General features: G+C 63.6%; 30 protein-coding genes and 1 riboswitch. Of the genes, 18 read left to right on the top strand and 12 right to left on the bottom strand.

Annotated features, from left to right (window positions below):
- Nucleotides 1-4 precede the first annotated feature (4 nt).
- Genes ASD76_RS17710 through crtY form a run of 3 tightly spaced genes read right to left on the bottom strand, consistent with a single transcriptional unit; the run spans nucleotide 5 to nucleotide 3,236 of the window.
- Nucleotides 5-586, bottom strand: a complete 582-nt coding sequence (locus tag ASD76_RS17710) for a TIGR00730 family Rossman fold protein (RefSeq protein WP_055926473.1) — start codon at nucleotides 584-586, stop codon at nucleotides 5-7.
- Entirely contained in the window at nucleotides 583-2,079 is a 1,497-nt protein-coding gene (locus tag ASD76_RS17705) for a phytoene desaturase (protein ID WP_055926470.1), read from the bottom strand. Before ASD76_RS17705 ends, ASD76_RS17710 begins: the two co-directional genes overlap by 4 nt.
- Entirely contained in the window at nucleotides 2,076-3,236 is a 1,161-nt protein-coding gene (gene crtY / locus ASD76_RS17700; protein ID WP_055926467.1) for a lycopene beta-cyclase CrtY, read from the bottom strand. Before crtY ends, ASD76_RS17705 begins: the two co-directional genes overlap by 4 nt.
- Before the next feature lie 106 nt (nucleotides 3,237-3,342).
- Here crtY and ASD76_RS17695 point away from each other — a divergent pair, with 106 nt between their 5' ends.
- On the top strand, nucleotides 3,343-3,903 hold the full coding sequence (locus tag ASD76_RS17695; protein ID WP_055926464.1) for a hypothetical protein: 561 nt from the start codon (nucleotides 3,343-3,345) through the stop codon (nucleotides 3,901-3,903).
- A gap of 42 nt (nucleotides 3,904-3,945) precedes the next feature.
- Nucleotides 3,946-4,530, top strand: a complete 585-nt coding sequence (locus ASD76_RS17690) for a DUF2585 family protein (RefSeq protein ID WP_055926461.1) — start codon at nucleotides 3,946-3,948, stop codon at nucleotides 4,528-4,530.
- A 35-nt stretch (nucleotides 4,531-4,565) separates the two neighbouring features.
- Here ASD76_RS17690 and ASD76_RS17685 read toward each other — a convergent pair whose 3' ends face one another.
- Both ASD76_RS17685 and ASD76_RS17680 read right to left on the bottom strand, forming a co-directional pair.
- Nucleotides 4,566-5,585: a tetratricopeptide repeat protein gene (locus ASD76_RS17685; RefSeq protein WP_055926458.1), complete on the bottom strand. Its 1,020-nt coding sequence runs from the start codon at nucleotides 5,583-5,585 to the stop codon at nucleotides 4,566-4,568.
- Between the two features lie 93 nt (nucleotides 5,586-5,678).
- Nucleotides 5,679-6,071 carry a DUF6152 family protein gene (locus tag ASD76_RS17680; RefSeq protein WP_055926514.1) on the bottom strand — a complete coding sequence of 131 codons (393 nt, stop codon included), beginning with the start codon at nucleotides 6,069-6,071 and terminating at the stop codon, nucleotides 5,679-5,681.
- 149 nt (nucleotides 6,072-6,220) lie between these two features.
- Here ASD76_RS17680 and ASD76_RS17670 point away from each other — a divergent pair, with 149 nt between their 5' ends.
- The 4 genes from ASD76_RS17670 to ASD76_RS17655 all read left to right on the top strand — a co-directional run bounded on the left by ASD76_RS17670 (nucleotide 6,221) and on the right by ASD76_RS17655 (nucleotide 8,379).
- Nucleotides 6,221-7,339, top strand: a complete 1,119-nt coding sequence (locus ASD76_RS17670; protein WP_235506900.1) for a glycoside hydrolase family 5 protein — start codon at nucleotides 6,221-6,223, stop codon at nucleotides 7,337-7,339.
- Between the two features lie 72 nt (nucleotides 7,340-7,411).
- Nucleotides 7,412-7,819, top strand: a complete 408-nt coding sequence (locus tag ASD76_RS17665; RefSeq protein ID WP_055926449.1) for a hypothetical protein — start codon at nucleotides 7,412-7,414, stop codon at nucleotides 7,817-7,819.
- A gap of 42 nt (nucleotides 7,820-7,861) precedes the next feature.
- On the top strand, nucleotides 7,862-8,116 hold the full coding sequence (locus ASD76_RS17660; RefSeq protein WP_055926446.1) for a type II toxin-antitoxin system Phd/YefM family antitoxin: 255 nt from the start codon (nucleotides 7,862-7,864) through the stop codon (nucleotides 8,114-8,116).
- A complete protein-coding gene (locus ASD76_RS17655; RefSeq protein WP_055926443.1) occupies nucleotides 8,113-8,379 on the top strand; it encodes a Txe/YoeB family addiction module toxin in 267 nt (88 codons plus the stop codon). Before ASD76_RS17660 ends, ASD76_RS17655 begins: the two co-directional genes overlap by 4 nt.
- Here the strand turns inward: ASD76_RS17655 and ASD76_RS17650 are convergent.
- Nucleotides 8,376-8,957, bottom strand: coding sequence for an SOS response-associated peptidase family protein (locus tag ASD76_RS17650; RefSeq protein ID WP_055926440.1), 582 nt, complete (start codon nucleotides 8,955-8,957; stop codon nucleotides 8,376-8,378). The two genes, ASD76_RS17655 and ASD76_RS17650, sit on opposite strands and share 4 nt — an antisense overlap.
- A 61-nt stretch (nucleotides 8,958-9,018) precedes the next feature.
- A riboswitch (TPP riboswitch) is annotated at nucleotides 9,019-9,127 on the top strand.
- 33 nt (nucleotides 9,128-9,160) lie between these two features.
- Here ASD76_RS17650 and thiC point away from each other — a divergent pair.
- From thiC to ASD76_RS17640, 4 genes are all read left to right on the top strand, one after another.
- On the top strand, nucleotides 9,161-11,020 hold the full coding sequence (gene thiC, locus ASD76_RS17645) for a phosphomethylpyrimidine synthase ThiC (protein ID WP_055926437.1): 1,860 nt from the start codon (nucleotides 9,161-9,163) through the stop codon (nucleotides 11,018-11,020).
- A complete protein-coding gene (locus tag ASD76_RS18570; RefSeq protein ID WP_200943142.1) occupies nucleotides 11,020-11,175 on the top strand; it encodes a hypothetical protein in 156 nt (51 codons plus the stop codon). Before thiC ends, ASD76_RS18570 begins: the two co-directional genes overlap by 1 nt.
- Before the next feature lie 189 nt (nucleotides 11,176-11,364).
- Nucleotides 11,365-12,024: a DUF5343 domain-containing protein gene (locus ASD76_RS18435; RefSeq protein ID WP_156457810.1), complete on the top strand. Its 660-nt coding sequence runs from the start codon at nucleotides 11,365-11,367 to the stop codon at nucleotides 12,022-12,024.
- Complete coding sequence (locus tag ASD76_RS17640; RefSeq protein WP_055926434.1) at nucleotides 12,011-12,595, top strand: Swt1 family HEPN domain-containing protein; 585 nt, start codon at nucleotides 12,011-12,013, stop codon at nucleotides 12,593-12,595. Before ASD76_RS18435 ends, ASD76_RS17640 begins: the two co-directional genes overlap by 14 nt.
- 149 nt (nucleotides 12,596-12,744) lie before the next feature.
- Here the strand turns inward: ASD76_RS17640 and ASD76_RS17635 are convergent, their stop codons facing one another.
- The gene (locus ASD76_RS17635) at nucleotides 12,745-13,053 is read right to left on the bottom strand and encodes an alkylphosphonate utilization protein (RefSeq protein ID WP_055926431.1); all 309 of its coding nucleotides are present in this window, start codon (nucleotides 13,051-13,053) and stop codon (nucleotides 12,745-12,747) included.
- A gap of 94 nt (nucleotides 13,054-13,147) precedes the next feature.
- Here ASD76_RS17635 and ASD76_RS17630 point away from each other — a divergent pair, with 94 nt between their 5' ends.
- The 3 genes from ASD76_RS17630 to ASD76_RS17620 all read left to right on the top strand — a co-directional run bounded on the left by ASD76_RS17630 (nucleotide 13,148) and on the right by ASD76_RS17620 (nucleotide 14,892).
- On the top strand, nucleotides 13,148-13,657 hold the full coding sequence (locus ASD76_RS17630; RefSeq protein ID WP_162249698.1) for a nuclear transport factor 2 family protein: 510 nt from the start codon (nucleotides 13,148-13,150) through the stop codon (nucleotides 13,655-13,657).
- A gap of 8 nt (nucleotides 13,658-13,665) precedes the next feature.
- Nucleotides 13,666-13,959 carry a YciI-like protein gene (locus tag ASD76_RS17625; RefSeq protein ID WP_055926425.1) on the top strand — a complete coding sequence of 98 codons (294 nt, stop codon included), beginning with the start codon at nucleotides 13,666-13,668 and terminating at the stop codon, nucleotides 13,957-13,959.
- An 87-nt stretch (nucleotides 13,960-14,046) separates the two neighbouring features.
- Nucleotides 14,047-14,892: an alpha/beta hydrolase gene (locus ASD76_RS17620; protein ID WP_055926422.1), complete on the top strand. Its 846-nt coding sequence runs from the start codon at nucleotides 14,047-14,049 to the stop codon at nucleotides 14,890-14,892.
- A 10-nt stretch (nucleotides 14,893-14,902) separates the two neighbouring features.
- On the opposite strand, the gene ASD76_RS17615 is transcribed toward ASD76_RS17620, so the two are convergent.
- The 3 genes from ASD76_RS17615 to ASD76_RS17605 form a co-directional block, all read right to left on the bottom strand.
- On the bottom strand, nucleotides 14,903-15,328 hold the full coding sequence (locus ASD76_RS17615) for an ion channel (protein WP_055926419.1): 426 nt from the start codon (nucleotides 15,326-15,328) through the stop codon (nucleotides 14,903-14,905).
- 45 nt (nucleotides 15,329-15,373) lie between these two features.
- Nucleotides 15,374-16,081 (bottom strand): hypothetical protein, encoded by a 708-nt coding sequence (locus ASD76_RS17610; protein ID WP_055926415.1) that lies wholly within the window; start codon nucleotides 16,079-16,081, stop codon nucleotides 15,374-15,376.
- Nucleotides 16,082-16,156: 75 nt separating this feature from the next.
- Nucleotides 16,157-16,606: a hypothetical protein gene (locus tag ASD76_RS17605; RefSeq protein ID WP_156457809.1), complete on the bottom strand. Its 450-nt coding sequence runs from the start codon at nucleotides 16,604-16,606 to the stop codon at nucleotides 16,157-16,159.
- A gap of 119 nt (nucleotides 16,607-16,725) precedes the next feature.
- Here ASD76_RS17605 and ASD76_RS17600 point away from each other — a divergent pair, with 119 nt between their 5' ends.
- From ASD76_RS17600 to ASD76_RS17590, 3 genes are read left to right on the top strand one after another with little or no spacing between them, the layout of a single operon-like run.
- Nucleotides 16,726-18,279 carry a hypothetical protein gene (locus ASD76_RS17600; RefSeq protein ID WP_055926408.1) on the top strand — a complete coding sequence of 518 codons (1,554 nt, stop codon included), beginning with the start codon at nucleotides 16,726-16,728 and terminating at the stop codon, nucleotides 18,277-18,279.
- Nucleotides 18,280-18,326: 47 nt separating this feature from the next.
- On the top strand, nucleotides 18,327-18,782 hold the full coding sequence (locus tag ASD76_RS17595; protein WP_235506899.1) for a COG3650 family protein: 456 nt from the start codon (nucleotides 18,327-18,329) through the stop codon (nucleotides 18,780-18,782).
- A 37-nt stretch (nucleotides 18,783-18,819) separates the two neighbouring features.
- Nucleotides 18,820-19,611: a DODA-type extradiol aromatic ring-opening family dioxygenase gene (locus tag ASD76_RS17590; RefSeq protein ID WP_055926401.1), complete on the top strand. Its 792-nt coding sequence runs from the start codon at nucleotides 18,820-18,822 to the stop codon at nucleotides 19,609-19,611.
- Nucleotides 19,612-19,616: 5 nt separating this feature from the next.
- Here the strand turns inward: ASD76_RS17590 and ASD76_RS17585 are convergent, their stop codons facing one another.
- Nucleotides 19,617-20,132 carry a cupin domain-containing protein gene (locus tag ASD76_RS17585; protein ID WP_082553950.1) on the bottom strand — a complete coding sequence of 172 codons (516 nt, stop codon included), beginning with the start codon at nucleotides 20,130-20,132 and terminating at the stop codon, nucleotides 19,617-19,619.
- 72 nt (nucleotides 20,133-20,204) lie between these two features.
- Entirely contained in the window at nucleotides 20,205-21,647 is a 1,443-nt protein-coding gene (locus ASD76_RS17580) for a S41 family peptidase (protein WP_235506898.1), read from the bottom strand.
- A 236-nt stretch (nucleotides 21,648-21,883) separates the two neighbouring features.
- On the opposite strand from ASD76_RS17580, the gene ASD76_RS17575 reads away from it, so the two are divergent.
- Both ASD76_RS17575 and ASD76_RS17570 read left to right on the top strand, forming a co-directional pair.
- Nucleotides 21,884-22,483: a YbhB/YbcL family Raf kinase inhibitor-like protein gene (locus ASD76_RS17575; RefSeq protein ID WP_055926396.1), complete on the top strand. Its 600-nt coding sequence runs from the start codon at nucleotides 21,884-21,886 to the stop codon at nucleotides 22,481-22,483.
- A 35-nt stretch (nucleotides 22,484-22,518) separates the two neighbouring features.
- A complete protein-coding gene (locus tag ASD76_RS17570; RefSeq protein ID WP_055926393.1) occupies nucleotides 22,519-22,770 on the top strand; it encodes an SWIB/MDM2 domain-containing protein in 252 nt (83 codons plus the stop codon).
- Nucleotides 22,771-22,888: the final 118 nt, after the last annotated feature.

Here is a 22,888-nt window from a genome sequence, read left to right as displayed (position 1 = left end):
GGCGCTAGAGCTCCTCCGCGGTCATCCGGAAGATAGGCCGGTGCGGCACATAGCTCTCCATGCTCGCCAGCAGCGGATCGAGCTCGGTGTTCTGGATCAGCACGCTGCGGTGCTCGGCCCGGATGAAGCCGCTTTCGCCCATGCGGTGGTAGAATTCGATCAGGCCGTCGTAGAAGCCATAGGCGTTGAGCAGCCCGACCGGCTTCGCGTGGTAGCCAAGCTGGGCCCAGCTAAGAGCCTCCCACAGCTCGTCCATCGTACCGACGCCGCCCGGCAGGGTAAGGAACCCGTCGGAGAGGTCGGTGAAGGCTTCCTTGCGTTCGTGCATGGTCGAAACGACGTGCAGCTCTGTGCAGGCTTTGTTGGCCACCTCGGCTTTGACCAGCGCATCGGGGATGACGCCCACGACCTCGCCACCTTCAAGCAAGGCCCCGGCCGCGACCGCACCCATCAAGCCCAATTTGCCACCGCCATAGACCACGCCGATGCCGCGCAGGGCGAGCGCCTTGCCGACATCCATCGCCAGTTCCTCGTAGCGAGGATCGGCTGGCGAGGCAGAGCCGCAATAGACCGCAAGGCGTTTCATCGCGCCAGGTCCTCCAGCATCAGTCCCGCGGTCGCCTTGGCGCTGCCGACGACGCCGGGGATGCCCGCACCCGGGTGCGTGCCGGCGCCGACGAGGTAGAAGTTGTGCAGCACGTCATCGCGGTTGTGGCCGCGGAAATAGGCGCTCTGCGTCAAGATCGGCTCCAGGCTGAAGGCGCTGCCGACATGGGCGTTGAGGTCGAGCGCGAAGTCGCGCGGGGCGTAGTGGAACTTGGTCAGGATGCGGTCGTGGATGTCGGGGATCAGCCGCCGGCCGACTTCGTCGAGAATGCGCTTTTCGAGCAGCGGGCCGTACTGTTCCCAGTCGATCGCCAGCTTGCCCATGTGGGCGACGGGCACCAGGGCATAGAACGTGCTCATCCCCTCGGGCGCCATCGTCGGGTCGGTCACCGAGGGGTGATGGAGGTAGATCGAGAAGTCAGCCGGCAGCACGCCGTTGACGTAGATATCGTCGAGCAAGCCTTCGTAACGCGGTCCGAACAGGATCATATGATGGGGAATGCCCGGCCAGTGCCCTTCGATCCCGAAATGCACCACGAACAGCGAAGGGCTGAAGCGCTTCTTCGCCAGCCGCTTGCCCATGACTTGCCCTCGCTGGCTGCTGCCGAGCAGGTCGCGGTAGGAATGCACGATGTCGGCGTTGCTGGCGACGGCATGGAACCGGCCTTGCCAGCCGCTTTGCGTTTCGACCTGCTCCACGCGGTTGCCGGTGCTGTCGATCCGGACCACTGGATCATGCAGGCGGACCTCGCCGCCGAGCCGCTCGAAATGGCGCAGCATCCCTGCAACCAGGCGGTTGGTACCGCCACGCGCCCACCAGACGCCGCCGTCCTTCTCGAGCTTGTGGATCAGCGCGTAAATGCTGCTGGTGGTGAAAGGATTGCCGCCGACCAACAGGGTGTGGAAGCTCAGCGCCTGGCGCAGCTTTTCGCTCCGCACATGCTTGCTGACCACATTGTAGACCGACCGCCAGGCCTGGTGTTTCGCCAGGGCGGGCGCGGCTTTGATCATGCTCTGAAAGTCGAGGAACGGCACTGCGCCGAGCTTGACGTAGCCTTCCTCGTAGACCGCCGCCGAGTACTGGAGAAAGGCGTCGTATCCGGCGATGTCGCCCGGATCGATCCGGGCGATCTCACGGCGCAGTTCGTTCTCGTCGTTCGAGTAGTCGAACACCGTCCCATCGGGCCAGCTCAGGCGGTAAAACGGCATGACCGGGAGCAGCTCGACATCGGCAGCCATGTCATGGCCGGTGAGCGCCCAGAGCTCGCGCAGGCAATCGGGGTCGGTAATCACAGTAGGCCCGGCGTCGAAGGTGAACCCGTCGCGCTGCCAATAGTAGGCGCGGCCACCAGGCTTGTCGCGCGCCTCGATCAGCGTGGTCGCCACACCCGCAGCTTGCAGCCGGATGGCGAGCGCGAGCCCGCCGAAGCCGGCGCCGATCACACAGGCGCGTCTGCCTGCGACGCTGCTCACGCGGCCTCCAGCATGGCTCGCACCGCGCGGTGTACCGGTACTGGCGGACGGCCGCAGAGGATGCGGGCCTTGTCGGCTCGGGTCGAACGGGCGGCGTAGAAGCGTTCGATCAGACTGCGGTGCAGGCGATAGAACCGGGCGAAGATCTGCCAGCGGTCTTCGGGTCGGGCGGCGCGGAACAGCATGGCGCCGAGTTTGCGGTAGAACCTCGTCGAACGCCAGTGGCGGCTGGCGCGTTGTTCGAGCAGCGTTGCGATTTCTTCGCCCGAGACGGTGTTCGCCCCAGCGATCGCAAGCGCCGTCTCCACCGCGAAGGGCAGGGTGTAACTCGTCAAAGGATGCGCGTACCCGCCGCGCGCGCCGGCCACGCCGACGCCCTCGATCCGTTGCGCTTGCTGGAAGGCCGCGAAGCTGCCGCCGGTGATTACCGGCAGGACTCCCGTTTCGGTTCCCAAGATCTCGCCAGTCCAGCCGTTGTCCCGGCAATAACCGTCGATCCGCGCCGAGAGCTCCTCTCGGTCGAGCACGGGTTCGTCCAGGTAGTAGGTATCCTCGACGAAGATCTCGTTCGGCCCGAGCGGAAGGACATAGACGAAGCGGTAGCCGCCGATCTGCTCGACGTCCGCGTCCATGATCACCGGGTGCTCGATCCCGTGCGGGGCAGTGGTTCGCAAGTGCCGGCCCATGAAGACCTGCCAGCCACCGTTGAGCGGCGACGGCAGTTCGAAGCCGCGGCAGTCGATGACTGCTTTGGCCGAGACCCGCTCTCCTCCGGCCAGCGTTACCCCGTCCCGGTCGAGTGACTGCACATCGGTGGCGCAGCGGATGGTCCCGTTGGGAAGGAGGCGCTCCAACCCGTCGGCAAAGTCAGTTGAAGTGAGCGAGCGGTAGCGGGTGCCAAGATGGCGCGAGAAGCCGGGGAAGCATACGTCGTAGCCCCGGTCCCAGCGTGTGATCCGGAAGCTGTCGAGCAGCTCGGCGCCCTCAGGCGTCAGGTCGCTCTCAAACCAGCTCCAGCGGTGATTGCCGCCCAGGCGGTCGCCGGCTTCAAGCAACGCGACCGTGAGGTCCGGCCTGTGCCGCGCCAGGGCAAGCGCGATCAGACCGCCGGACAATCCGCCGCCGACGAGGGCGATATCGCAGTCCCGATCAGCCATGCCCAACCACTTAGCCGATGAAACAGGCGGTGCAACGCCTGCCCCTGCGTTGACCACGGCCGCATCTGTGATAGCTTCCTCTCCCGGACCTTTTGGGAGAGAGGTCATGAAACTGATCTTGCTTACTGCCGGCTGCACAATCGCAGCGGCTTCTGTACCCGCCTCAGCGCAAGAAGGCGCGGGATCGTCCTGTTACATCCAGGTGCCCAAACTCGTGGCCGCTCCGCCGGGCGGGATCGATGAACTCGGCAGCGCAATCCGTAAGCTCGACGAGGCACTGCGCCCACAAGTCGAGGAAGTGAACCGCCTCAAGGCCGCGCTCGACCGCCTGCAAGCCACGAACCGGCCGCAGCAGCAAGAGGTGGACGAAAACGGCGCGCCGGTCGAACGCAACGAAACGGGACCCTCGGAAGAGGAACAGCACTTGCGGTCGCAACTCAGTGCCAAGCAGGACCAGCTCAAATCCGACTACGCCGCTCGCCAGGCTGAACTCGTGGGTCCGGTCCAGGCTCGCATCAGCCAAGGGGCACAAACTTACGGCAACGGGCGCGGCTGCAGCCAGATCAAGATGGCCCGGTCTACGGACCTTCCCGGGTTGCAAAGCGCCGGCGCGCAGGACATCACTGCCGAATTCGTCACCTGGTACGGGCAGAACGGGGCAACCTAGGCTCTAGCGCCAGCGGCGGGGTTCGTTTCCGGGGGGCAATCGATGACTTTGAAGCCGCACCGCGCCGCCTGGCTGGCGACGCTGGCCCTATTCCTGCTGACGATCGCGATTCTGTTCGCGATGGACCGGCCGCCGATCTGCACCTGCGGCGAGATCAAGCTGTGGCACGGCGTGGTCGAATCCAACGGCAACAGCCAGCACATTACCGACTGGTATTCGCCCAGCCACTTCACCCACGGCCTGATCATGTACTTCTTCGCCTGGCTGCTGTGGATCAAGTTCGGGCTGTTTGGTGGCAAGCCGGCGCGCTGGGCGCTGCCGATCGCCGTCTTCGTTGAGGCGGCATGGGAGATCTCCGAGAACACGCCGATGGTGATCGACCGCTACCGCTCGGTCACTGTCAGTTTCGGCTACAGCGGCGATTCCATCATCAATTCTGCGGCCGATATCGGCTGGATGATCGTCGGCTTCATGGTCGCCTCGCGCCTGCCGACATGGGCGAGCGTGGCTCTGGCGCTGTTCCTTGAGCTGCTGACGCTATGGGTGATCCGCGACAACCTGACGCTCAATGTCATCATGCTGTTCTGGCCGATCGAGGCGATCCGGCAGTGGCAGGCGGCGGGGTAAGCTAGCCCTCTCCCAGGGAGAGGGGTCCGGTGGGATTACCGCCGCTTGACGCCCCACGCTTCGTACTTCTCCGCGATCTTCGGATCGAGCGCGAGGGCTTTCTTGAAATCCGCTTCGGCCTCGTCGTCGCGGTCGAGCCTTTGCAGCGCGATCGCATGGCCAAAATAGGCTGACGCCGTCGCAGCGTCGAGCGTGCGCGCGGTCTCGTAGTCCTCCACCGCCGCTTCCCACTCCTTCTGCTTGAGATGGACCAGGCCGCGGCTGTCGTGGGCGTCGGGGTTGTTGCCGTCGAGGCTCAGCGACTTTTCGCAATCGTCGAGCGCCCTATCCAGATTGCGCCCCTGCGCCGCGCGGGCCCAACAGCGCGCGTTCCAGGTGTGGGCGTCCTGAGGAGCTAGTTCGACGGCTTCCGAATATTCCTCGACCGCGTCGCGGTACTTCCGCTGGTCGACGAAGACATCGCCCCGGCTGAGCGACAGCGACGCGTCGGGTCCGCCCTTCGCAAGCGACCGGTCGTAGTCCTGCAGGGCACCCTTGAAGTCGCCGAGACGGGCGCGCGCCATTCCGCGGTTCTGGAACCACCCGGCAGCATCCGGTGAATCGGGCTGGAGGTTGAGCGCCTTCGAATAGTCGTCGACCGCCTGCTCGTTCTCACCCTGCTCAAGGTAGACATCGCCGCGCCAGCCATAGCCATCGGCCACTTCCGGCTGCAGGCGGATCTTCTCGGAGAACTTCTCGAGCGCCTCGTCGTATTGCCGGAGCTCGTGGTGCGTGTACCCGAGCATGGCGATTACGTAAGGCCGATCCTCGGCGGCGAGGGTGCGGGATCGGAGCAGGCCGTTGCAGCCGGCGATCCGCTGGGCGGGTGAGAATTGCTCGCCCGCATCCCAGCACCACGTTTCGTCCTCTTTGGCTCTCTGTGCTGCTGCGTTTGCCGCCCGCTGCGCCGCGGTGGTCCGCTGTGCTGAAGTGCTTCTTTGGGCGTCCGCTGGGCTGGGGATCGAACCCAACGTGGCAATGACCAGAGCCGCGCCGGCAAGCGACAGGCACCGCATGAGTCGAAATCCTCTGTCCAAGACAGCCGGCGGTATGCGGTCGGGCCTGCCACCCGACAAGGGGAGTGCGCGCCAGACCGGGCTAGGCATGCGTCAGGCGGTCGGCCGCAACGATTTTTCGCGCTGCGGATAGACGTCGTAGGTCTTGCCGCCGACGGTGATGGTCTCGCCCTTGAAGGCGAGCAGGTCCCGATCGCGCGCTCGATGTCCCGTCAGCACGACCTTGTCGCCGGCCTTCGCTGCGCCAGGCCCGAAGCCCGAACCCTGCGCCACGATCGGCGGCGAGAGGTCGACTTCCCACACCCCGCCCTGCTCGGTGCGGACCTGCAAGTGCATGTGCGGATTGCCGTAGCTGATCGACACGATCGTGCCGGTGAGGCGGGTTTCCTGGTCTTCGGTCCAGGCCCACCCATGATGCGCGGCGGCGCTGGCTGACAGGCCGAGCACAACGACGAGGCCAAATACGTATCTTGAGGCAGTCTTCATGGCGACACTCCTCTCGGGCGGCCGCCGGCGCACGCCGTCGCGGCTGCACATCCCTGGGCGGCCGAGCATATCACACGGGCTGGCGATTGACACCGTATGCGGGGTCGCGGCATGGTAGCGCTAACAAGAATAAGGGGGAGGCCTGGATCATGCGTGCGCGCTCAGCTCGTTGGAAGAAGGCTTGCGCAATCGGCGCGGTGCTGACGTGTGGCGTCGTGGCACTATCGTCCTGCGGTGGCGGCTCGGGTCCCTCGGCCGGGGCAGGAGCGCCCACTCCCACACCCACGGTCACGCCTTCTCCCTCGCCAACGCCGACATCATCCGCGACGCCGGTGCTGACCAACGCCAACACCCGCATCGGGCCCTGCGTGAACATGGGCAACCACCTCGAAGCTCCAAACGAGGGCGACTGGGGCAGGGCAATCGTCGACAGCGACTTTGCCGAGATCAAGGCGCAAGGGTTCGAGACGGTGCGCTTGCCGGTGCGGTTCTCCAACCACGCCGCCACGACCGCGCCCTACACGATCGATGCGGCCTTCATGAACCGGGTCGAGCACGTGGTCGACACCGCGCGGGCGGCGGGGCTGCGGGTGATCCTAGACCTGCATCACTACGAGGATCCGCAGGGGAACCTATTCGCCAATCCGGCCGCGCAAACGCCGCGCTTTGCCGGGCTGTGGAAGCAGATCGCGGAACGCTTCCGCAACAAGGACGGCATGGTGTGGTTCGAGCTGCTCAACGAGCCGCACGACCAGATCACCCATGCGAACTTGCGCTCGGTACTGGAGCCCGCCTTGCGCGAGGTTCGCGCGACCAATCCCACGCGTCCGGTGGTGATCGGGGGCGAGTTCTGGAGCGGGATCAATTCGCTCTCGACCTTGCCGCTACCCAACGACGCCTATCTGGTCGCGACCTTCCACTACTACGATCCGTTCAACTTCACTCACCAGGGCGCCTCGTGGGTGACGCCGACGCCTCCATTCGGAGTGGCTTTCCCAATCGGCACCGACACCGCCGATCTTGCGGCCAATGTGCAGAAGGCGAAGGACTTCATTGCCCGCACCAACCGCCCGCTGTTCATGGGTGAGTACGGCGCGATCGAGACCATCCCGCTGGCTCAGCGGGCGACTTGGTACGGCACCGTCCACGATGCCTTCGCCGCTGGGGAGGTCGACGGTTGCGTCTGGGCCTACACCAACACCATGCCGGTGCGCGATCCGGCGACGGGCGCCTGGATTACCCAGTTGCTCGATGCGATCGGGCTCTAGCAATTAAGTAGCCGCCACAGTGGACCTGCGGCCCGCGAAGGCCTAACCTCTCGCCCGAGAGGAGACCGGCATATGGCCGCAAATACAGACGTTTCCGCCTGGATACTGCTGTTCATCGGGTTCTATGCGCTGGCTGCCGCGGTGGGCGAGCTGCGCGCGCCGAACACCTGGTGGGCGATGCTCAAGGACTTCGAGCGCAGCCCGGCCCTTCGTTTCCTCACCGGCCTGGTCACGCTGGCGCTCGGCGCGGCGATCTATCTCGTGAACCCCTGGCGGCCGGGCGACTGGCTCTCGATCACGGTCAGCGTGATCGGCGGCATCGCGGTCGCAGAGGGCGCGCTGATCCTCGCCTCGGGCGACCGCTTCCTCCACTTTGCTAGGGCGCTGGTAGGCCGCGCGGGGAGGGCATGGGCGAGCTTCAGCGCGCTTTTCGGGGTGGCGGCGGTGCTGGCAGCGCTTGCGCGGTTGCAGATGTTCTGAGCTCGCCTTGCAATTGGACAATACGTTGTACATATCGAGGGCATGCAGGCCATTAGCTATTCTGAGGCGCGCGAGAACCTGAAGTCGGTGATCGACAGGGTCGTCGCCGATCACACACCTATCGCAATCACTCGCCAGCGCGGCGAGGGTGCGGTGCTAGTGTCCGAAAGCGATTGGGCATCGATCGAAGAGACGATGTACTTGCTGCGCTCCCCTGCGAACGCGCGTGAATTGCTGGCGAGCATTGCGGAACTCGATGCGGGCAAGAGTGTCGAGCGCGAGCTGATCGATCCGTGAAGCTGGTCTTCTCGGATCGCGCTTGGGGGCATTATCTTTACTGGCAGACCGAAGATCCGAAGGTGCTCAAACGCTTGAACGGACTTCTCAAGGAATGTCTGCGTGAGCCGTTCCGAGGCACCGGCAAGCCGGAACCCCTCGGTGGCAGTCTGGCAGGCTGGTGGTCGCGGAGGATCAACCAGGAGCATCGCTTGGTCTATCGAGTCAGTGGGAAGGAAGAGGCGCAAGCGCTCGAAGTGGCGCAGTGCCGTTACCATTACTAAGCCCGCGCGACCATTAGGGATCCACTCGGCAGAGGCTGGATAAAGGCCCCCTCAGCCTCTGCCGCATCGAGCCAGCCAAAGCAGGCCGCCGGGCTAAGCAGCACGACCTGCCGGTTGTGATAGGGCTCGATATCAGGTCCCGGCTCGCAGGTGAGCAGCGTGAACGCCTCGCCCACCTTGGGATCGTGGCGCACGATACCCGCGATCCCAAACCAGTCGTGCTCCGGCCAGGTGAACAGCCAGCGGTCCTTGCGCTTGGCCTTGGGGTCTTCCGGCGTGGTGAATTCGTAGAAGCCGTCAGTCAGGACCACGCAGCGTTCGGCTGGTGCGAAGCGGCGGCCTTCGCCGCGGAAGTTGAAGACCGGCTTTCCTGTCGGCGCCGGCCAACTCCAGCGGCGTTCGACCAGTTCCAGCGCTCCCGAAGCCGCGGTCCGCACGATCGGCGCGCGCTCGGTGATCCGTACATCGCGCGGCTCGAAGTTGGGCACGCCCTCGGGGAACGCGATCTCGCGCCCCAGCTCGCGGGCGAGGCCGACGATCGCGTCGGGGGCCTTCTCCATGCGGTAGAGATTGCACATCGCCCCCTTCTAGCGGCTCGAATTGAACTCTTTAAGTCCTGCGCCAACACGCCTAGGGTCACCGGCATCCCCGGGGGACCGCTCAGCGCGGTTGAGAGGGAGCGAGCACGCTCCGACCCGCCGAACCTGATCCGGCTCACACCGGCGTAGGGAGGGAGACGCGGTCATCGCCGCCCTCCTTCCGATTTATTTGGAGAGCATCGATGGCCGACATCAATTCCCACCTCGAAATAGGCGTGACCACGGGCCCGATCCGCGGCAGCCGCAAGGTCCACGTCGGGCCGCTCAAGGTGGCGATGCGCGAGATCGATCTCGAACCCTCGAGCGGCGAGCCCCCGGTGCGCGTCTACGACACCTCCGGTCCCTACAGCGATCCCTCGGTCACCATCGACATCGCCTCTGGCCTCGCGCAGCTCCGCCGCGAATGGCAACTCGCCCGCGGTGACGTCGAGGAATACACCGCCCGCGACGTGCGCCCCGAGGACAATGGCCAGCTCGGCCCCGACCGGTCGGGCGGCGTTCCGGCGTTCCCCAATGTCGCCAAGACCGTGCTCAAGGCGAAGCCCGGCGCCAACCTCAGCCAGATGCACTACGCCCGCCGCGGCATCATCACGCCCGAGATGGAATATGTCGCCATCCGCGAGAACCTCGGCCGCGCGCAGCTGCGCGAATATATCCGCGACGGTCAGGACTGGGGCGCCGAGATCCCCGACTATGTGACTCCCGAGTTCGTGCGCGACGAAGTGGCGCGCGGGCGGGCGATCATCCCGTCCAACGTCAACCACCCCGAAGCCGAGCCGATGGCGATCGGGCGCAACTTCCTGGTCAAGATCAACGCCAACATCGGCAACTCCGCCGTTGCCAGCGACGTGGCGAGCGAAGTTGACAAGATGGTCTGGTCGATCCGCTGGGGCGCCGACACCGTGATGGACCTCTCGACGGGCCGCAACATCCACGACACCCGCGAATGGATCATCCGCAACAGCCCCGTGCCGATCGGCACCGTGCCGATCTACCAGGCGCTGGAAAAGGTCGGCGGCGTGGCCGAGGACCTCACCTGGGAGATCTTCCGCGACACGCTGATCGAGCAGGCCGAACAGGGCGTCGACTACTTCACCATCCACGCCGGCGTGCGCCTGCCCTACATCCCGATGACCGCCAAGCGCGTCACCGGCATCGTCAGCCGCGGTGGTTCGATCATGGCCAAGTGGTGCCTGGCGCATCACAAGGAATCGTTCCTCTACGAACGCTTCGACGAGATCACCGAGATCATGAAGGCCTACGACATTGCCTATTCGCTCGGCGACGGGTTGCGCCCCGGCTCGATCGCCGACGCCAATGACGAAGCGCAGTTCGCCGAACTCTACACCCTGGGCGAACTGACCAAGCGCGCCTGGGCGCAGGACGTGCAGGTCATGATCGAAGGCCCCGGCCACGTGCCGATGCACAAGATCAAGGAGAACATGGACAAGCAGCTCGCCAGCTGCGGCGAGGCTCCGTTCTACACCCTCGGGCCCTTGGTCACCGACATTGCGCCGGGCTACGACCACATCACCAGCGGCATCGGCGCGGCGATGATTGGTTGGTACGGCACGGCGATGCTTTGCTACGTCACCCCCAAGGAACACCTTGGCCTGCCCGACCGTGACGACGTGAAGGTCGGCGTGGTCACCTACAAGCTCGCCGCCCACGCCGCCGACCTCGCCAAGGGCCACCCGGCGGCCAAGGTCCGCGACGACGCGCTGTCCAAAGCCCGCTTCGAGTTCCGCTGGCGCGACCAGTTCAACCTCAGCCTCGATCCCGAGACGGCCGAGCAATACCACGACCAGACCTTGCCCGCAGAAGGCGCCAAGACGGCGCACTTCTGCTCGATGTGCGGGCCCAAGTTCTGCTCGATGAAGATCACCCAGGAAGTGCGCGACTTCGCCGCCAAGCAGAACCAGGAAAGCACCGCCTTCATCGCGGCGGAAGAAGCCGAAGCCGGGATGAAGGAAATGAGCGAGGTGTTCCGCGAAACCGGCAGCGAGCTCTACATGGGCTCGGGCGGAAGGGAGCACGACTGATGGCCGACCTTTACGACAAGGCGCTCCAATCGGAGCGCAAGGCCCTGTGGGCGACTTGCCGGCTCAAGGGGCTGGCGAAGGATACGCCCGAGCGTCAGCGGATTGTGGAGCTGGATCGGCTGATTGCGGAGCATAAGGCGAAGAAGGCCGGGTGAGCTTGGGGTGGGTTGACGCCGGCGTGGGCAAATGATCAAGAATCGCGTCGTCTTGGGTCGATGCCAAGTCTACGGAGTCGCAAATATGAGTGAGCACGATCCATGCTCATGCCTCCCAAAGCATCCTGAACGAGAAATTTGCCTTTTGGGCCTGGGACATTAGATTGGATTCCCTAAGAGGGGGATTCAATGGCCAACCTTCCATATGTCACGGCAACAGGGAATGTAACAAAAGCCCTGAATAATATTGCAGCTGCCGCTACGCCAGATGCTGTTACTCAGAATTTTGTGAAGACGATTCTCAAGATTTCTGGAGGATCCGGAAATCAGATGGCTTCCTTTTTGAAGAAGGTCGGATTTGTCAATCCAGATGGTACGCCGACGGAGATCTATAGAAAATTTCGCAACAGCGCCACTCGGGGCGCCGCAGCAGCCGAAAGTATCAAATTTGGATACGCGCCTCTATACAAAAGAAATGAGTATTTGCACGAGTTGTCCGACAAGGAAATAAAGGGTCTCATTTTAGAGGAAACAGGTGCGGCTGCTGATTCTAGTTCTCCAAATCTAATATTATCTTGCATAAAGGCGCTCAAGCAATTCGCCGATTTTAGTGCGTCAAGTGATCAAGACGGGCAAATCGAGCTACAGCCCTTAACTGTACCGAAATTTGAAGCCGAAGGGCATCGATCGGGAAAAGGTTCGAACGAGGCACCCCGGGGAGGCGTCGGCCTTAACGTTGGCTATAATATTAATCTAAATCTCCCTGCGACAAGTGATATCGCGGTATTCAACGCCATTTTTAAAAGCTTGAAAGAAAATCTCTTGGTGAACGACGATGGCCAGAGTTGATGACCATCTTCGATCGTTCGGCATGTCTGGCCATCTTCTGACGGAAGAAATCCGTCAAATAGAAAGGCGCTTCAGCATCGATCTCGGGCACGTTCATTCGGATTCGGCAGACTCGTCTGGATATTATCCTCAGTTTGATCAAGCTATAAGGGTCCAGGCTGCTGAAATGGCGGCACATTACGAACTGTTCTACTGCCTCGAGCAGTCGATTAGAGATCTAATTGGTTCGGTTCTGCTTGAGAAATCTGGAGCATCCTGGTGGTCGTCGGGCTCGGTGCCCGACAAGATTGTCTCCGAGGTGTCCGAAAGAATCCAACGAGAAAAAGATAGTGGTTTTAGTCAGCGCTCAGAGAAAGAACTAGATTACACCAACTTTGGTGAACTATCTGTGATTATCACATTTAACTGGGACGTATTTGGAGCAGTATTTTCAAGCAAAAGGGCCGTTGAGAGAATTATGAATGGCTTGAATTTGCTGCGAGGCCCCATTGCTCATTGTAGCCCGTTGGCCGCGGATGAGGTGGATAGGCTCAACCTAACAGTCAAAGACTGGTTTAGGGCGATGAGTTAGTGCGGTGAAATGGCGTATCTAAATCCGAGGATCGCATCCAACTTTCATTGACTCAATCCAAGTTCGGTCAACGTACGGGCTGCTCCAGTGAACACGCGCGGCCCTACTGTCAGGATACTCCGTCGCAGGAAAGGTAGCTCGCCACTCCCTCACCGTTTCCGCACAAACTCCGCCCTTAACACCAACCCCTTGATCCGCTCGAACCGGCAGTCGATCTCCTGCGCGTCGCCGGTCAGGCGGATCGACTTGATCAGCGTCCCCTGCTTGAGCGTGCGGCCCGCGCCTTTGACTTCGAGGTCCTTGATCAGCGTCACCTGGTCGCCGTCGGCCAGCAGGTTGCCCACCGCGTCGCGCACTTCCACCGTGCCCTCAGCCGCGCGCTTGGCGGCGAGTTCGGAGGCGGGGAGCCATTCGCCGGTGTCTTCGTCGTATACGTAGTCTTCGTCTTCGCCGGCCATGGTTGGGGACTCCTTCGTGGGAGGCCTTGGCACTCTTGGGGCGGTTTGGCGAGGTTGGGGTGGGTTTGCGGGAATGCGGCTTGGCGTCAGGGAAATGCCTGAGATCGTCGCTGGCGCAATCTGGTATGATCGCCGCACCTCGAACAGGAGCAAGCCGATGAGCGACGACTTGTCTAACGCTGCCCGCGTGGCGGCTGCCTATCGCCAGTGGGAGGAAAGCCTGGGTGCCGATCCCGAGCCGTTCATGGCGTTGGCCGCCGAGAACGTCGAAATGGCCTCGGTGCTCGATCCGCCCGACCTCGATGAGCTTGCCACCGATCACCATGGCCTCAGCCGCATGCGTGAATACTTCGCGGCGATCGAGCAGGATTGGGAGATGATCGACTATCCGAACGAGCGGGTGGTGGAGCAGGGCGACACGGTCGTGTGGATCGGCCGCTGCTGCTGGCGCAACCGGCATACCGGCCTCGTCATCAACTCGCCCAAGGTCGACATCTGGACTTTCCGCAACGGCAAGGCTGTGCGGTTCCTTGAGCTGTTCGACACGCTCGGCTTCGCCCGGGCCGCGGGACTGCTGCCGCAACTCGCGGCGAGATTTGCTTGAGGGATGAGATGAAGCACTTCCTGCTGACTTACACGCTGGCGGCGGACTACCTCGAGCGCCGACCGGCCTATCGGGTGGAGCACCTGACGCTGGCGAAGGAGGCCGTGGCGCGCGGCGAGCTGGTGCTCGGCGGGCCGCTCGACCCGCCGGAGGAAGCAATGCTGCTGTTCGCCGGCGAAGACGCGTCCACGGCCGAGGCCTTTGCGCGGGCCGATCCTTACGTGATCAACGGCATCGTCAGCGAATGGCGGGTGCGGGAGTGGACCACGGTAGTGGGTGCGGGAGCTATGTCTCCGGTTTGACATACCTTTCCGCTCTGTTTGTGCTTCGCGGATGCAGCAAACGCTATATCCTCACGGCCGGTCGCGCCTGATTCGAGGAGGTTCCCGATGACGCTTGCAGGTACCAGTACTCCCGAGGAACAGTGGCTCGAAAGCAAGGGCGGGCTGAAGATCTTCACCCGCCACTGGCGGCCGGAAGGCGAGCCGAAGGCGGCGCTGGTCATCTGCCACGGGGTCAATTCGCACGGTGGGCAATATATGCGAGCCGGCGAGGAATTCGCCGCCGCCGGCTACGCGGTGACGGCGCTGGACCTGCGCGGCCGGGGGCGGTCGGAGGGCGAGCGCTTCCATGTCGAGACGATCGACGATTACGTCGCTGACGTGGCGGTCACGGTCGATCTGGCCAAGTCGCTCGATCCGGGGCGCAAGTGCTTCCTGCTCGGCCATAGCGCGGGCGGGGTGACCTCGGTCACCTATGCGCTCGACCACCAGGACCAGATCGACGGGCTGATCTGCGAGAGCTTCGCCTTCCGCGTGTTCGCGCCCGACTTCGCGCTGACCTTGCTCAAGGGTGCGAGCCACGTGGTGCCGGACTTGCCGGCGCTCAAGCTCAAGATGGAAGACTTCTCCCGCGATCCGGCCTGGGTCGAGCAACTGCTGGCCGATCCCTATACCCTCGACGAAAAGCAGCCTGTCGAAACCGTCGCCGCCTTCGCTCGGGCCGGGGACCGGTTCGAGAAGGAGTTCGGCAAGATCACCCTGCCGGTGCTGATCATGCACGGCACCGCCGACAAGGCCACCCGGCCCGACGGCAGCCAGGAATTCTTCGACCACGCCAGCAGCACGGACAAGCAGTTGATCCTCTATCAGGACTACTACCACGATCTGCTCAACGACCTCGGTCGCGAGAAGGTCATGGGCGACATCATCGGCTGGCTCGACGCGCGGGCGTAACCCGCTGCGGTTAGTGGCGAGCGAAGCGGCTACCGACGGAGACGAAGAAGGCGGTCGACCAGCCGAGCAGGATGATGCCGTTGATCCCCTCGATCGCGGCGATCAGTTCCCACGACCGTTCGATGCCTTCATCGTCGTAGCCGACCGTGCCGTAAGTGATGGTCGAGAAGTACACGGCCTCGTGCATGTCGGGCAGCGCACCCAGCAGCCGGTAGAGCCCGGCGTAGAGCCAGATCTCGACCCCGTGGAGGATGAAGACGCCAAGCACCACGGTCACGGTCACGGCAATGCCGCGCACGGTCACATGGGATTGCAGATCGAGATGCGAATGGGTGAGTTCGAGCCCGACCACGCGCCGAAGGCCCAACAGGCCGAGGGCATGGATCACGATCGTCAGCAAAATCATGCCCGTCGCAATGGCGAGTTGATCGATCATCGCCGGGTTGTGTGGACCTGATTTGGAACCGTCAATCGGGGAAAGTCAGGTGTCGTAGCGCTCGAACCACGAGCAAGTGATGTCGGGACGAAGCGCCTTGAGCTCATCGAACCGCTGCTTGGGTGCGAACCGGGCGCAATCCAGGTAGCTGAGGTTGGGGCAGGCGGCGAGCGGGGTCAGGTCGTTGTCGGCCAGGCGCACCGAAGTCATGAACAATGCTTCGAAGTTGAAGCCGGAAAGGGGGTTGAGCCCAGGTACCTTTTGCGAGGCCCATAGGCTTCCCTCAATCCCCAGCGAGGTGAGCTGGTTCGTCAATGGCGAGAGCCAATCGAGCGAATTCATGTGCTTGGCGTTCTCGACGAACAGGTGCGTGAGGGCTGGGAGCCGGGCGATCGGCCCGAAGTCGGTCACGTTCCGCGGGCTGTCCAACTTGAGGTAAGTGAGGCGTTCCAGCCGCTCAAGTCCTGAAAAATCCGCTGCGGTCACCGGCCAGCCCAGCCACAGATATTCGAGAGCCTCCAGTTCGCAAATCTCGTCGAGGTAGGCCTGGTCCACCGTCGCGGCGAACAGCGTGGTGATCGACTTTCGACGCCCGATCCCCTCGTGCGACTTCTTGGTGCGGCTCAGGCCGACCAAGGTTGTCCCGTCGGCGATGTTATCGGCGGACGCGACGTAGGCACCGCGGACTATCGCCCAGTCGGGCAATCGCCGCAGTTCAGCATTGCGCTTGTCGATGAAGCCGTGGTCAGCCATCGCTCACCTCCCTCGTGCGAGCCTTGGCTAGCGGCAACAGGTGAAGATGGCCTTTCCGGCCGCCAATCCCTGAACTCAGTAGAGCCCTTCGGCGAGATCGGTTTTGCGCACGGTTTCCGACTGTTGAGCGGCGGCCGCGGCCTCCTTGGCTGCGGCTTCGGCCTCGTCTGCGGCCGCCCAAGCGCCGCCAGCCTCCGGTGCGCCTGTGTCTTCCTGCGCAAACGTGGGTTCCGGCTCCCAAGGCTCGTAGGCCGGCGCCGGGTATTGCCAGATAGCGCCGTCATACGCGTCCGACGGGACGTACGTGCCTGAGTAGGCAACGGTAGCATCCTCCGGGCCTGGTTCGATCCAGATCCGCGGTTCTCCGGACGCCGAGATTGCCGCTCGCCCCGAAAGCTGAGCGGGTTCCGCGGCGGGGATCTTGGGCACGGGCGCGAAAAGCGGGGTCATCACGACTCCGAGCACGATCCCGCACGCCGCCAGCGCGGCGATAGTCCAGGCGTCCCTTAGGTTCGCGGGCTTCATCTGCCGTTCCACTTCTCGCTGAAGGATAAACGCCATCGCTGCGGTGAGGTTTCCGAGTCTTTGTTTCGCGCGGCATTTCGACTAATTCGTCTCTGGGGATTGGAGACCGGGGGGAAAGCATGAGGATACTGCTCGCGCTTTGCGCGCTGGCGTTGCTGCCGTCAGCGGCGCATGCCGAATGGCTCGAAGCGTCGAGCGCCCATTTCGTGGTCTACGCCGACGACACCGAGCGGGACGTTCGCAAGTTCTCCGAACAGCTCGAGCGCTATCACGCGGCCATGGAGATCGTCACCGGGCTGGAAAGCCAGATTCCCAGCCCATCGAACCGGGTCACGGTCTTCGTCGTGAAGAACCCGCGACAGGTTCAGCGGCTCGCCGGCACGAACAACCGCGACGTCTATGGGTTTTACGTTCCGCGGGCGGGGGGCTCGGTGGCCTTCGTGCCCCGAGTGGAGGTGAAGAGCGGCCAACCCGACTTTTCGATGATCGCCCTGCTGCACGAATACGCCCACCACTTCCTTCTCTCGAACAGCCGCTTCCCGAGCCCGCGCTGGTTTGGGGAAGGTGGGGCGGAGTTCTTCGCATCGGCCGAATTCACCGCGGCCGGAGGCGTCAGCGTCGGCATGCCGGCCAACCACCGCGGCTGGGAGCTGGCCCTCGCGCGCAATATCAAAGTGGCCGAACTGGTCGATCCCGAAGCCTATGAGAAAAAGTCCCGCGGCAGCTATGACGCGTTCTACGGCAAGAGCTGGCTGCTCTATCACTACCTGACCTTTACGCCGGAGCGATCGGGCCAACTTCGTCGCTACGTCGGGGCGATGGCGAACGGCAAGACCTCGCGACAGGCCGCGGAAGAGGTCTTCGGCGACCTCGATCAATTGGAGCGCGAACTGCAGCGCTACCTCGATCAGAGGACCATGCTGTCGCTTCGTTTCGCCCCTGAGCAACTCGTGATCCAGCCCGTTACCGTGCGCCGCATCAGCAAGGGCGAGGAAGAGATGATGCCGGTGCGGGTGCGCTCGCGGCGCGGGGTCACGTCGGAGCAGGCGGCGGAAATCGTCCTTGATGCCAGAAAGGTCGCTGCCCGATATCCGGCCGACGCCCCGGTGCTCGCGGCCCTGGCCGAGGCCGAATTCGACGCCGGCAACGATGCCGAGGCCATTGCCGCGGCCGATGCGGCGCTGGCGCTCGATCCGGGGCAGGTAAACGCATACGTCCAGAAGGGCTTCGCTCTGTTCCGCGGAGCAGCCGAGGCAGAGGATCTCCCGGCTGCCTACCGAAAGGCCGTGGCTCCCTTCCTGGCGCTCAACAAGCTCGAGAACGACCACCCGCTGCCGCTGATCTTCTATTTCCGCAGCTTCGTGGAAAGCGGTCGGAAGCCGCCCGAAGCCGCGGTGCACGGACTGGAACGCGCGGCCGATCTGGCGCCTTACGATTTGGGCCTGCAGATGATGGTCGCCAACCACCTGATTTCGGAAAGCAACTACGCTGAGGCCCGCTACCATCTAGTCCCCATCGCTTATTCGCCGCACCCCGGCTCCCTTTCCGGGCCGGCCCGCATGGTCATCGAAAGGATCGATGCCGGCTCGGTGGAAAGCCCGGAAGAGCTGGTGCAGCTATTCAGTGCTGCAGGGGCCAAAGATGCGCCGGCAACGGAAGGATCGGAGGAGTGACAAGCGTGCTCGGGAACTCTTGGACAGGGCGTAGGATTGATGCCGGCATGACAGGTAAGATGATCTTGGCGGCGGGAGCCGCATTTTTGCTGCTCGCCGGATGCCAGGCGAAGGACGGGTCTGGTCAGACGGACGCGAATGTCCCGGACCCGAACTCGACCGAGCCCTATGCCGGAATCGCGGAGAACGAAGTCTTGCGGTTCTCCGGGACCGAGCCCTTCTGGGGAGGCCAGGTCAGGGGCTCTGCGCTGACCTACACCACGCCCGACAACCCCGATGGCACGACGATCACGGTCAATCGTTTCGCGGGTCGCGGTGGGCTGTCGTTCAGCGGGGTTCTCGATCACGCCGATCTTGAGATGACGGTCACTCCAATGAACTGCAGCGATGGCATGTCCGACCGGGTCTATCCGTTCGCGGTGATGCTCAAGATCGGCGATGAAACCCGCAATGGGTGCGCCTGGTCCGACAAGCATCCATTCGAAGGTCCGGAGCGGCCGTAGCTCTGGCTCCTGGCTTGGGCATGCCTATATCGGCTGAATGACTATCCAACCGAGCCTCTTCATCCCGCATGGCGGCGGACCGTGTTTCTTCATGCCTGACCCGCAAGGCAACTGGACGAAGATGGGCGACTATCTGCGGACCTTGCCCGGCAGCCTGCCTGAGACTCCCAAAGCGATCCTGGTGATCTCCGGTCACTGGGAGGAACGGGCCTTTTCATTTACCGGCAGTGCCGGGCATCCGGGACTGATTTTCGACTACTACGGCTTCCCGCCCGAGACCTACCGCTTGAGTTGGCCTGCGCCCGGCGCGCCGTGGTTGGCCGAACGGGGCGCAGAGCTATTGCGCGAGGCCGGCCTTCCGGTGGCGATCGACCCGGAACGGGGCTTCGACCACGGGGTATTTGTCCCGCTCAAGGTCGCCTTCCCGGATGCCGAGGTGCCTGTAGTGCAGATGTCGCTTCACGCCTCGCTCGATCCTGCCCTGCACCTCGCGGCCGGACGGGCGCTGGCGCCGTTGCGCGACGAGGGCGTTCTCGTGCTCGGATCCGGCATGAGCTTTCACAATCTGCGAGCGATGGGTGACCCGCGCGTTGCCGAGCCTTCGGCTGAGTTCGACCGGTGGTTGGCGGCGGCGGCGGAAGCCTCTCCTGAAGAGCGCGCCGAACGGCTCGCCCGCTGGGATACGGCGCCGTGGGCCCGACTATGCCATCCGCGGGAAGAGCATCTGATCCCGTTGATGGTAGCAGCCGGAGCGTCCCAGGAAGCGGGCAGTCAGGATTACCGCGAGTTCGTGCTCGGCGGCGCGGTTTCCGCTTTCCGCTTCGCCTGAGGCGCTCACTCCATCAGCTGCAGCGGCTGCGGTAGCTTGGACAGGAGCTCGTCCGAGAATTCGCCGGCGATGTGGAAGAACGCCATCCGGGCGATCTTGTCGCCGCGGTTCTCCCACGCGTGGTCAGTGCCGCGTTGCACGGCCACTTCGCCGGGCTTGAGCACGACTTCGCTGTCGTCGAGGACCAGCACGATCTCCCCCTCGATCACCACCGCGTAATCGAGCGTGCGGGTGCGGTGCATCACCGTGCGCGCACCGCCCATGTGCGGAGGGTAGATGTCGATGATCCGGATCAGGTGACCGCTCGGCGGCATGATCTTGAAAGGCCGTGCAGTCGGCTCCCCGTCGGGCAGCGAGGTAAGCGTCGGCACGGGTTCGGACGAGTTCCAGATCTCGTTGAAGTCCGCGCCGATCTCCGCGCCGCGCATCGAGTGATCTAGGGGCGGGAGACCGTCCGAGATCACAACCGACTTGCCGTTCGCATCGTGGCCGGTGACCACGCGCCTCACATTCCCCGCCATGCTTGCTCCTATGGGATTTGGGCAGAGGTTAGGCGGGGTTGGTGACGCTTGAAATACTCAACTTCGCGTTCGTCAGTGCACGCCGGGCAATTCGAGATCGGTCGCCCGTCGTGGCTGCGCGGGTGTCAGCAAATTCTTCTGCGGTGCAGGCGTGCCGACCTTGCCGGAGATAGAGGCGGTCGCGGTGGCCGAGGCAGAAGCGATGGCCGTGCAACTGCGCCCGGCCAGGAAGTCGAGCGCCGTGCGCACCATCGCCTCGTTCGGATCGCCGAGCTGGTGGCCGATGTCGTCGCCGGCCCGGCACGTGTTCGGCACGGTGCTGGCAAGGCCGGTGTAGTACTCGCCCTGATGGTTGGCGTTCTCGATCTTTAGCGCAATTGCCCGCAAGCGGTCGTCGCAATCGGGACGGTCGAGCGCGATTTGCCCGACCGGCTTGCCGTAAGTGTTGGAGCCGATCAGCGCCATGTTGGTGCCCAGGTAGGGCTGCATGCCGTTGATCACCATTTCGCTGGCCGAGGCTGTGCCGCTGGTGCCGATGAACGCGACCCTGGTCGGCGTGATCGATTCTGGTTGCGGATCGAACCCGATCGTCTCGTTTTCGGCGGACTTGGAATCGCGGAACGTGATGTAGCCAAAATCCTGGCCGCGACGTCCGGCTGCCATGAGATCGCCCATGAACGCGGCGATCGCGATCAGTCCGCCGCCATTGTAGCGGAAGTCGATGATCAGTTCGGTGACGCCCTGGGCCTTGAAGTCGGCAAAGGCCGCGCGCAGGTCGGGTTCGGCGGTGCCGATGAACGTCCTCAGGTTGAGGTAGCCGACCTTGCGTCCCCCATCGTCGATGACCTTCGCGCCGAAGCGATCGGAGACCGGATCGAGAGCGAACACGGCCTTCGATAGACTGACGGTTCGCGTCGTCCCGGACAACTCGCGAATGACGAGCTCCCGGGTGAGGCCCACGGTGTCGGCCCCCAGGGCGTTGATCACAGAGTACGGACCACCGGCTGCCATCAGAGTGGAGACGGCCTGACCGCCGATCTGGACGATCTCCACACCGCGGTCGATGCCGGCGGCGAGGGCCGGGGCGCCTTCGAACGCTTCAATCACGAACACGCGGTTCGAGGATGAATCGTAGCCGAGGCGAAAGCCGAAACTCGCGTCGACCTGGCCCTGTTGGTAGTACGCGTTCTCCTCGGCGATCGAGGTCAGGTAGGTGAAGTACCGGTCACGGTTCTGCGCCCTGGCCGGGGCAACCAGCGCGTCGATGTAGTCTTCCAGGCTGCTGTTTGCAGTCTGGCTCGCGCTCAGATCGAGCAAGCTGGGGAACAGGTACCATTCGTTAAGCTGGTTTTTGACCCAATCCTTGCGGGCGCTGAGCGAACACCCTGCCGTCGTGGGCGTCGGAGTGGGGCTGGGCGCTGGCGTGACCCCACCCGTTGCCGGGCCAGAACCCGACGAACTGCCTCCCCCGCCACAAGCCGCAAGCATCGCCGCACAGCCGGCAGCGAGGGCCAAGCCCTTGCTGCGCCGCAAGAAAACTGAAGTTCCCACAGTCGTTTAGCCTCCCGTCCCGATCGCAAGCTATGGCGCGGATTGGGCGGCTGCAAGCGGCTGGCTGGCGTCGTGGCGTCATTATCTATCGAAACCTGTGGGAAATTCTTCGACAGATACGAGGTGAGTGGCCCTTGCCATCGGGCGGACGAAGGGGCAGAGCGCGCAAAATTCGATCGCCTCAAGCAAGAGAAGGCTGAATGCCCGCACAAATCCCCGCATGGCTCGGCGAGGCGTTGCCCGACGCCCGGGCAGGCCATGCCAGGTTGATCGCCGCCCAACTGGGAGAAGAAGGGCTGCTCAACCGCGGTGGCCTCCAGCTACGCTCCGCGGCATTTGAGGATGGCGAAGAACTCGATCCAAGCTTCACGGCCAGCGAAGAAGACGCTGTCGCCCCGCCGCTCGAATGGACCGCGCCGCCTGCTGGGGCGCAGGAGCTCGTGTTGGTGGTCGAAGATCCCGATGCGCCAGGGGCGGAGCCGTTCTGCCATTGGCTCGTCTGGGGCCTTGCCCCGCAGAAGGGGCAGCTGCTCGAGGGCGAGACACCCCCGCGCGTTGGCAAGAACGCCTTCGGGAATTCCGAGTGGCTGTTGCCCGATCCGCCGACAGGGCAGGATCCGCATGACTACGTATTTCAGCTCTTCGCGCTTGACGAAGCGCTCGCGCTAATGCCCGGGGCAACGCGCGCCGACCTCGTCGCAGCGATGAAAGGGCGCGTTATCGCCGTCGCGGTCTTGACCGCGACCTATCAGCGCAGCGATGAAGACGAACATGACTGGGATGAGGACGACGGGGGCTGATCTCGGCGTCAGGTGAGCAAGGAAAGGACAATCTTATGGCCGCCAAGAACAATGCACTTAGCAAACCGGTGAATCTTTCGCCTGAACTGGAGGCCGTCGTCGGCAAGGGTCCGCTCAGCCGCGCCCAGGTGACGTCGAAGGTGTGGGAACACATCAAGGCGAATGGCCTGCAGGATTCCAAGGACAAGCGCATGATCAACCCGGACGCCAAGCTTAGCGCGGTGATCGGCAAGGATCAGATCTCGATGTTCAAGATGACGTCGGCGGTCAACAAGCACCTCAGCTGATTTCGGCCGAAGCGGGGCCTGCACCCGCTTCGCGCAGATGATGCGAAAATGGCTGGCTCGCGTGCCTCGCTGATGGCATGCGGGCCAGCTGTATTTTGAGAGGCGTCAAGGAAATTGC

Source organism: Altererythrobacter sp. Root672 (assembly GCF_001427865.1).
Taxonomy (GTDB): Bacteria; Pseudomonadota; Alphaproteobacteria; order Sphingomonadales; family Sphingomonadaceae; genus Croceibacterium_A.
The sequence above is the reverse complement of the archived record's forward strand: the minus strand, read 5'-3'. Positions and strand labels throughout refer to the sequence as shown.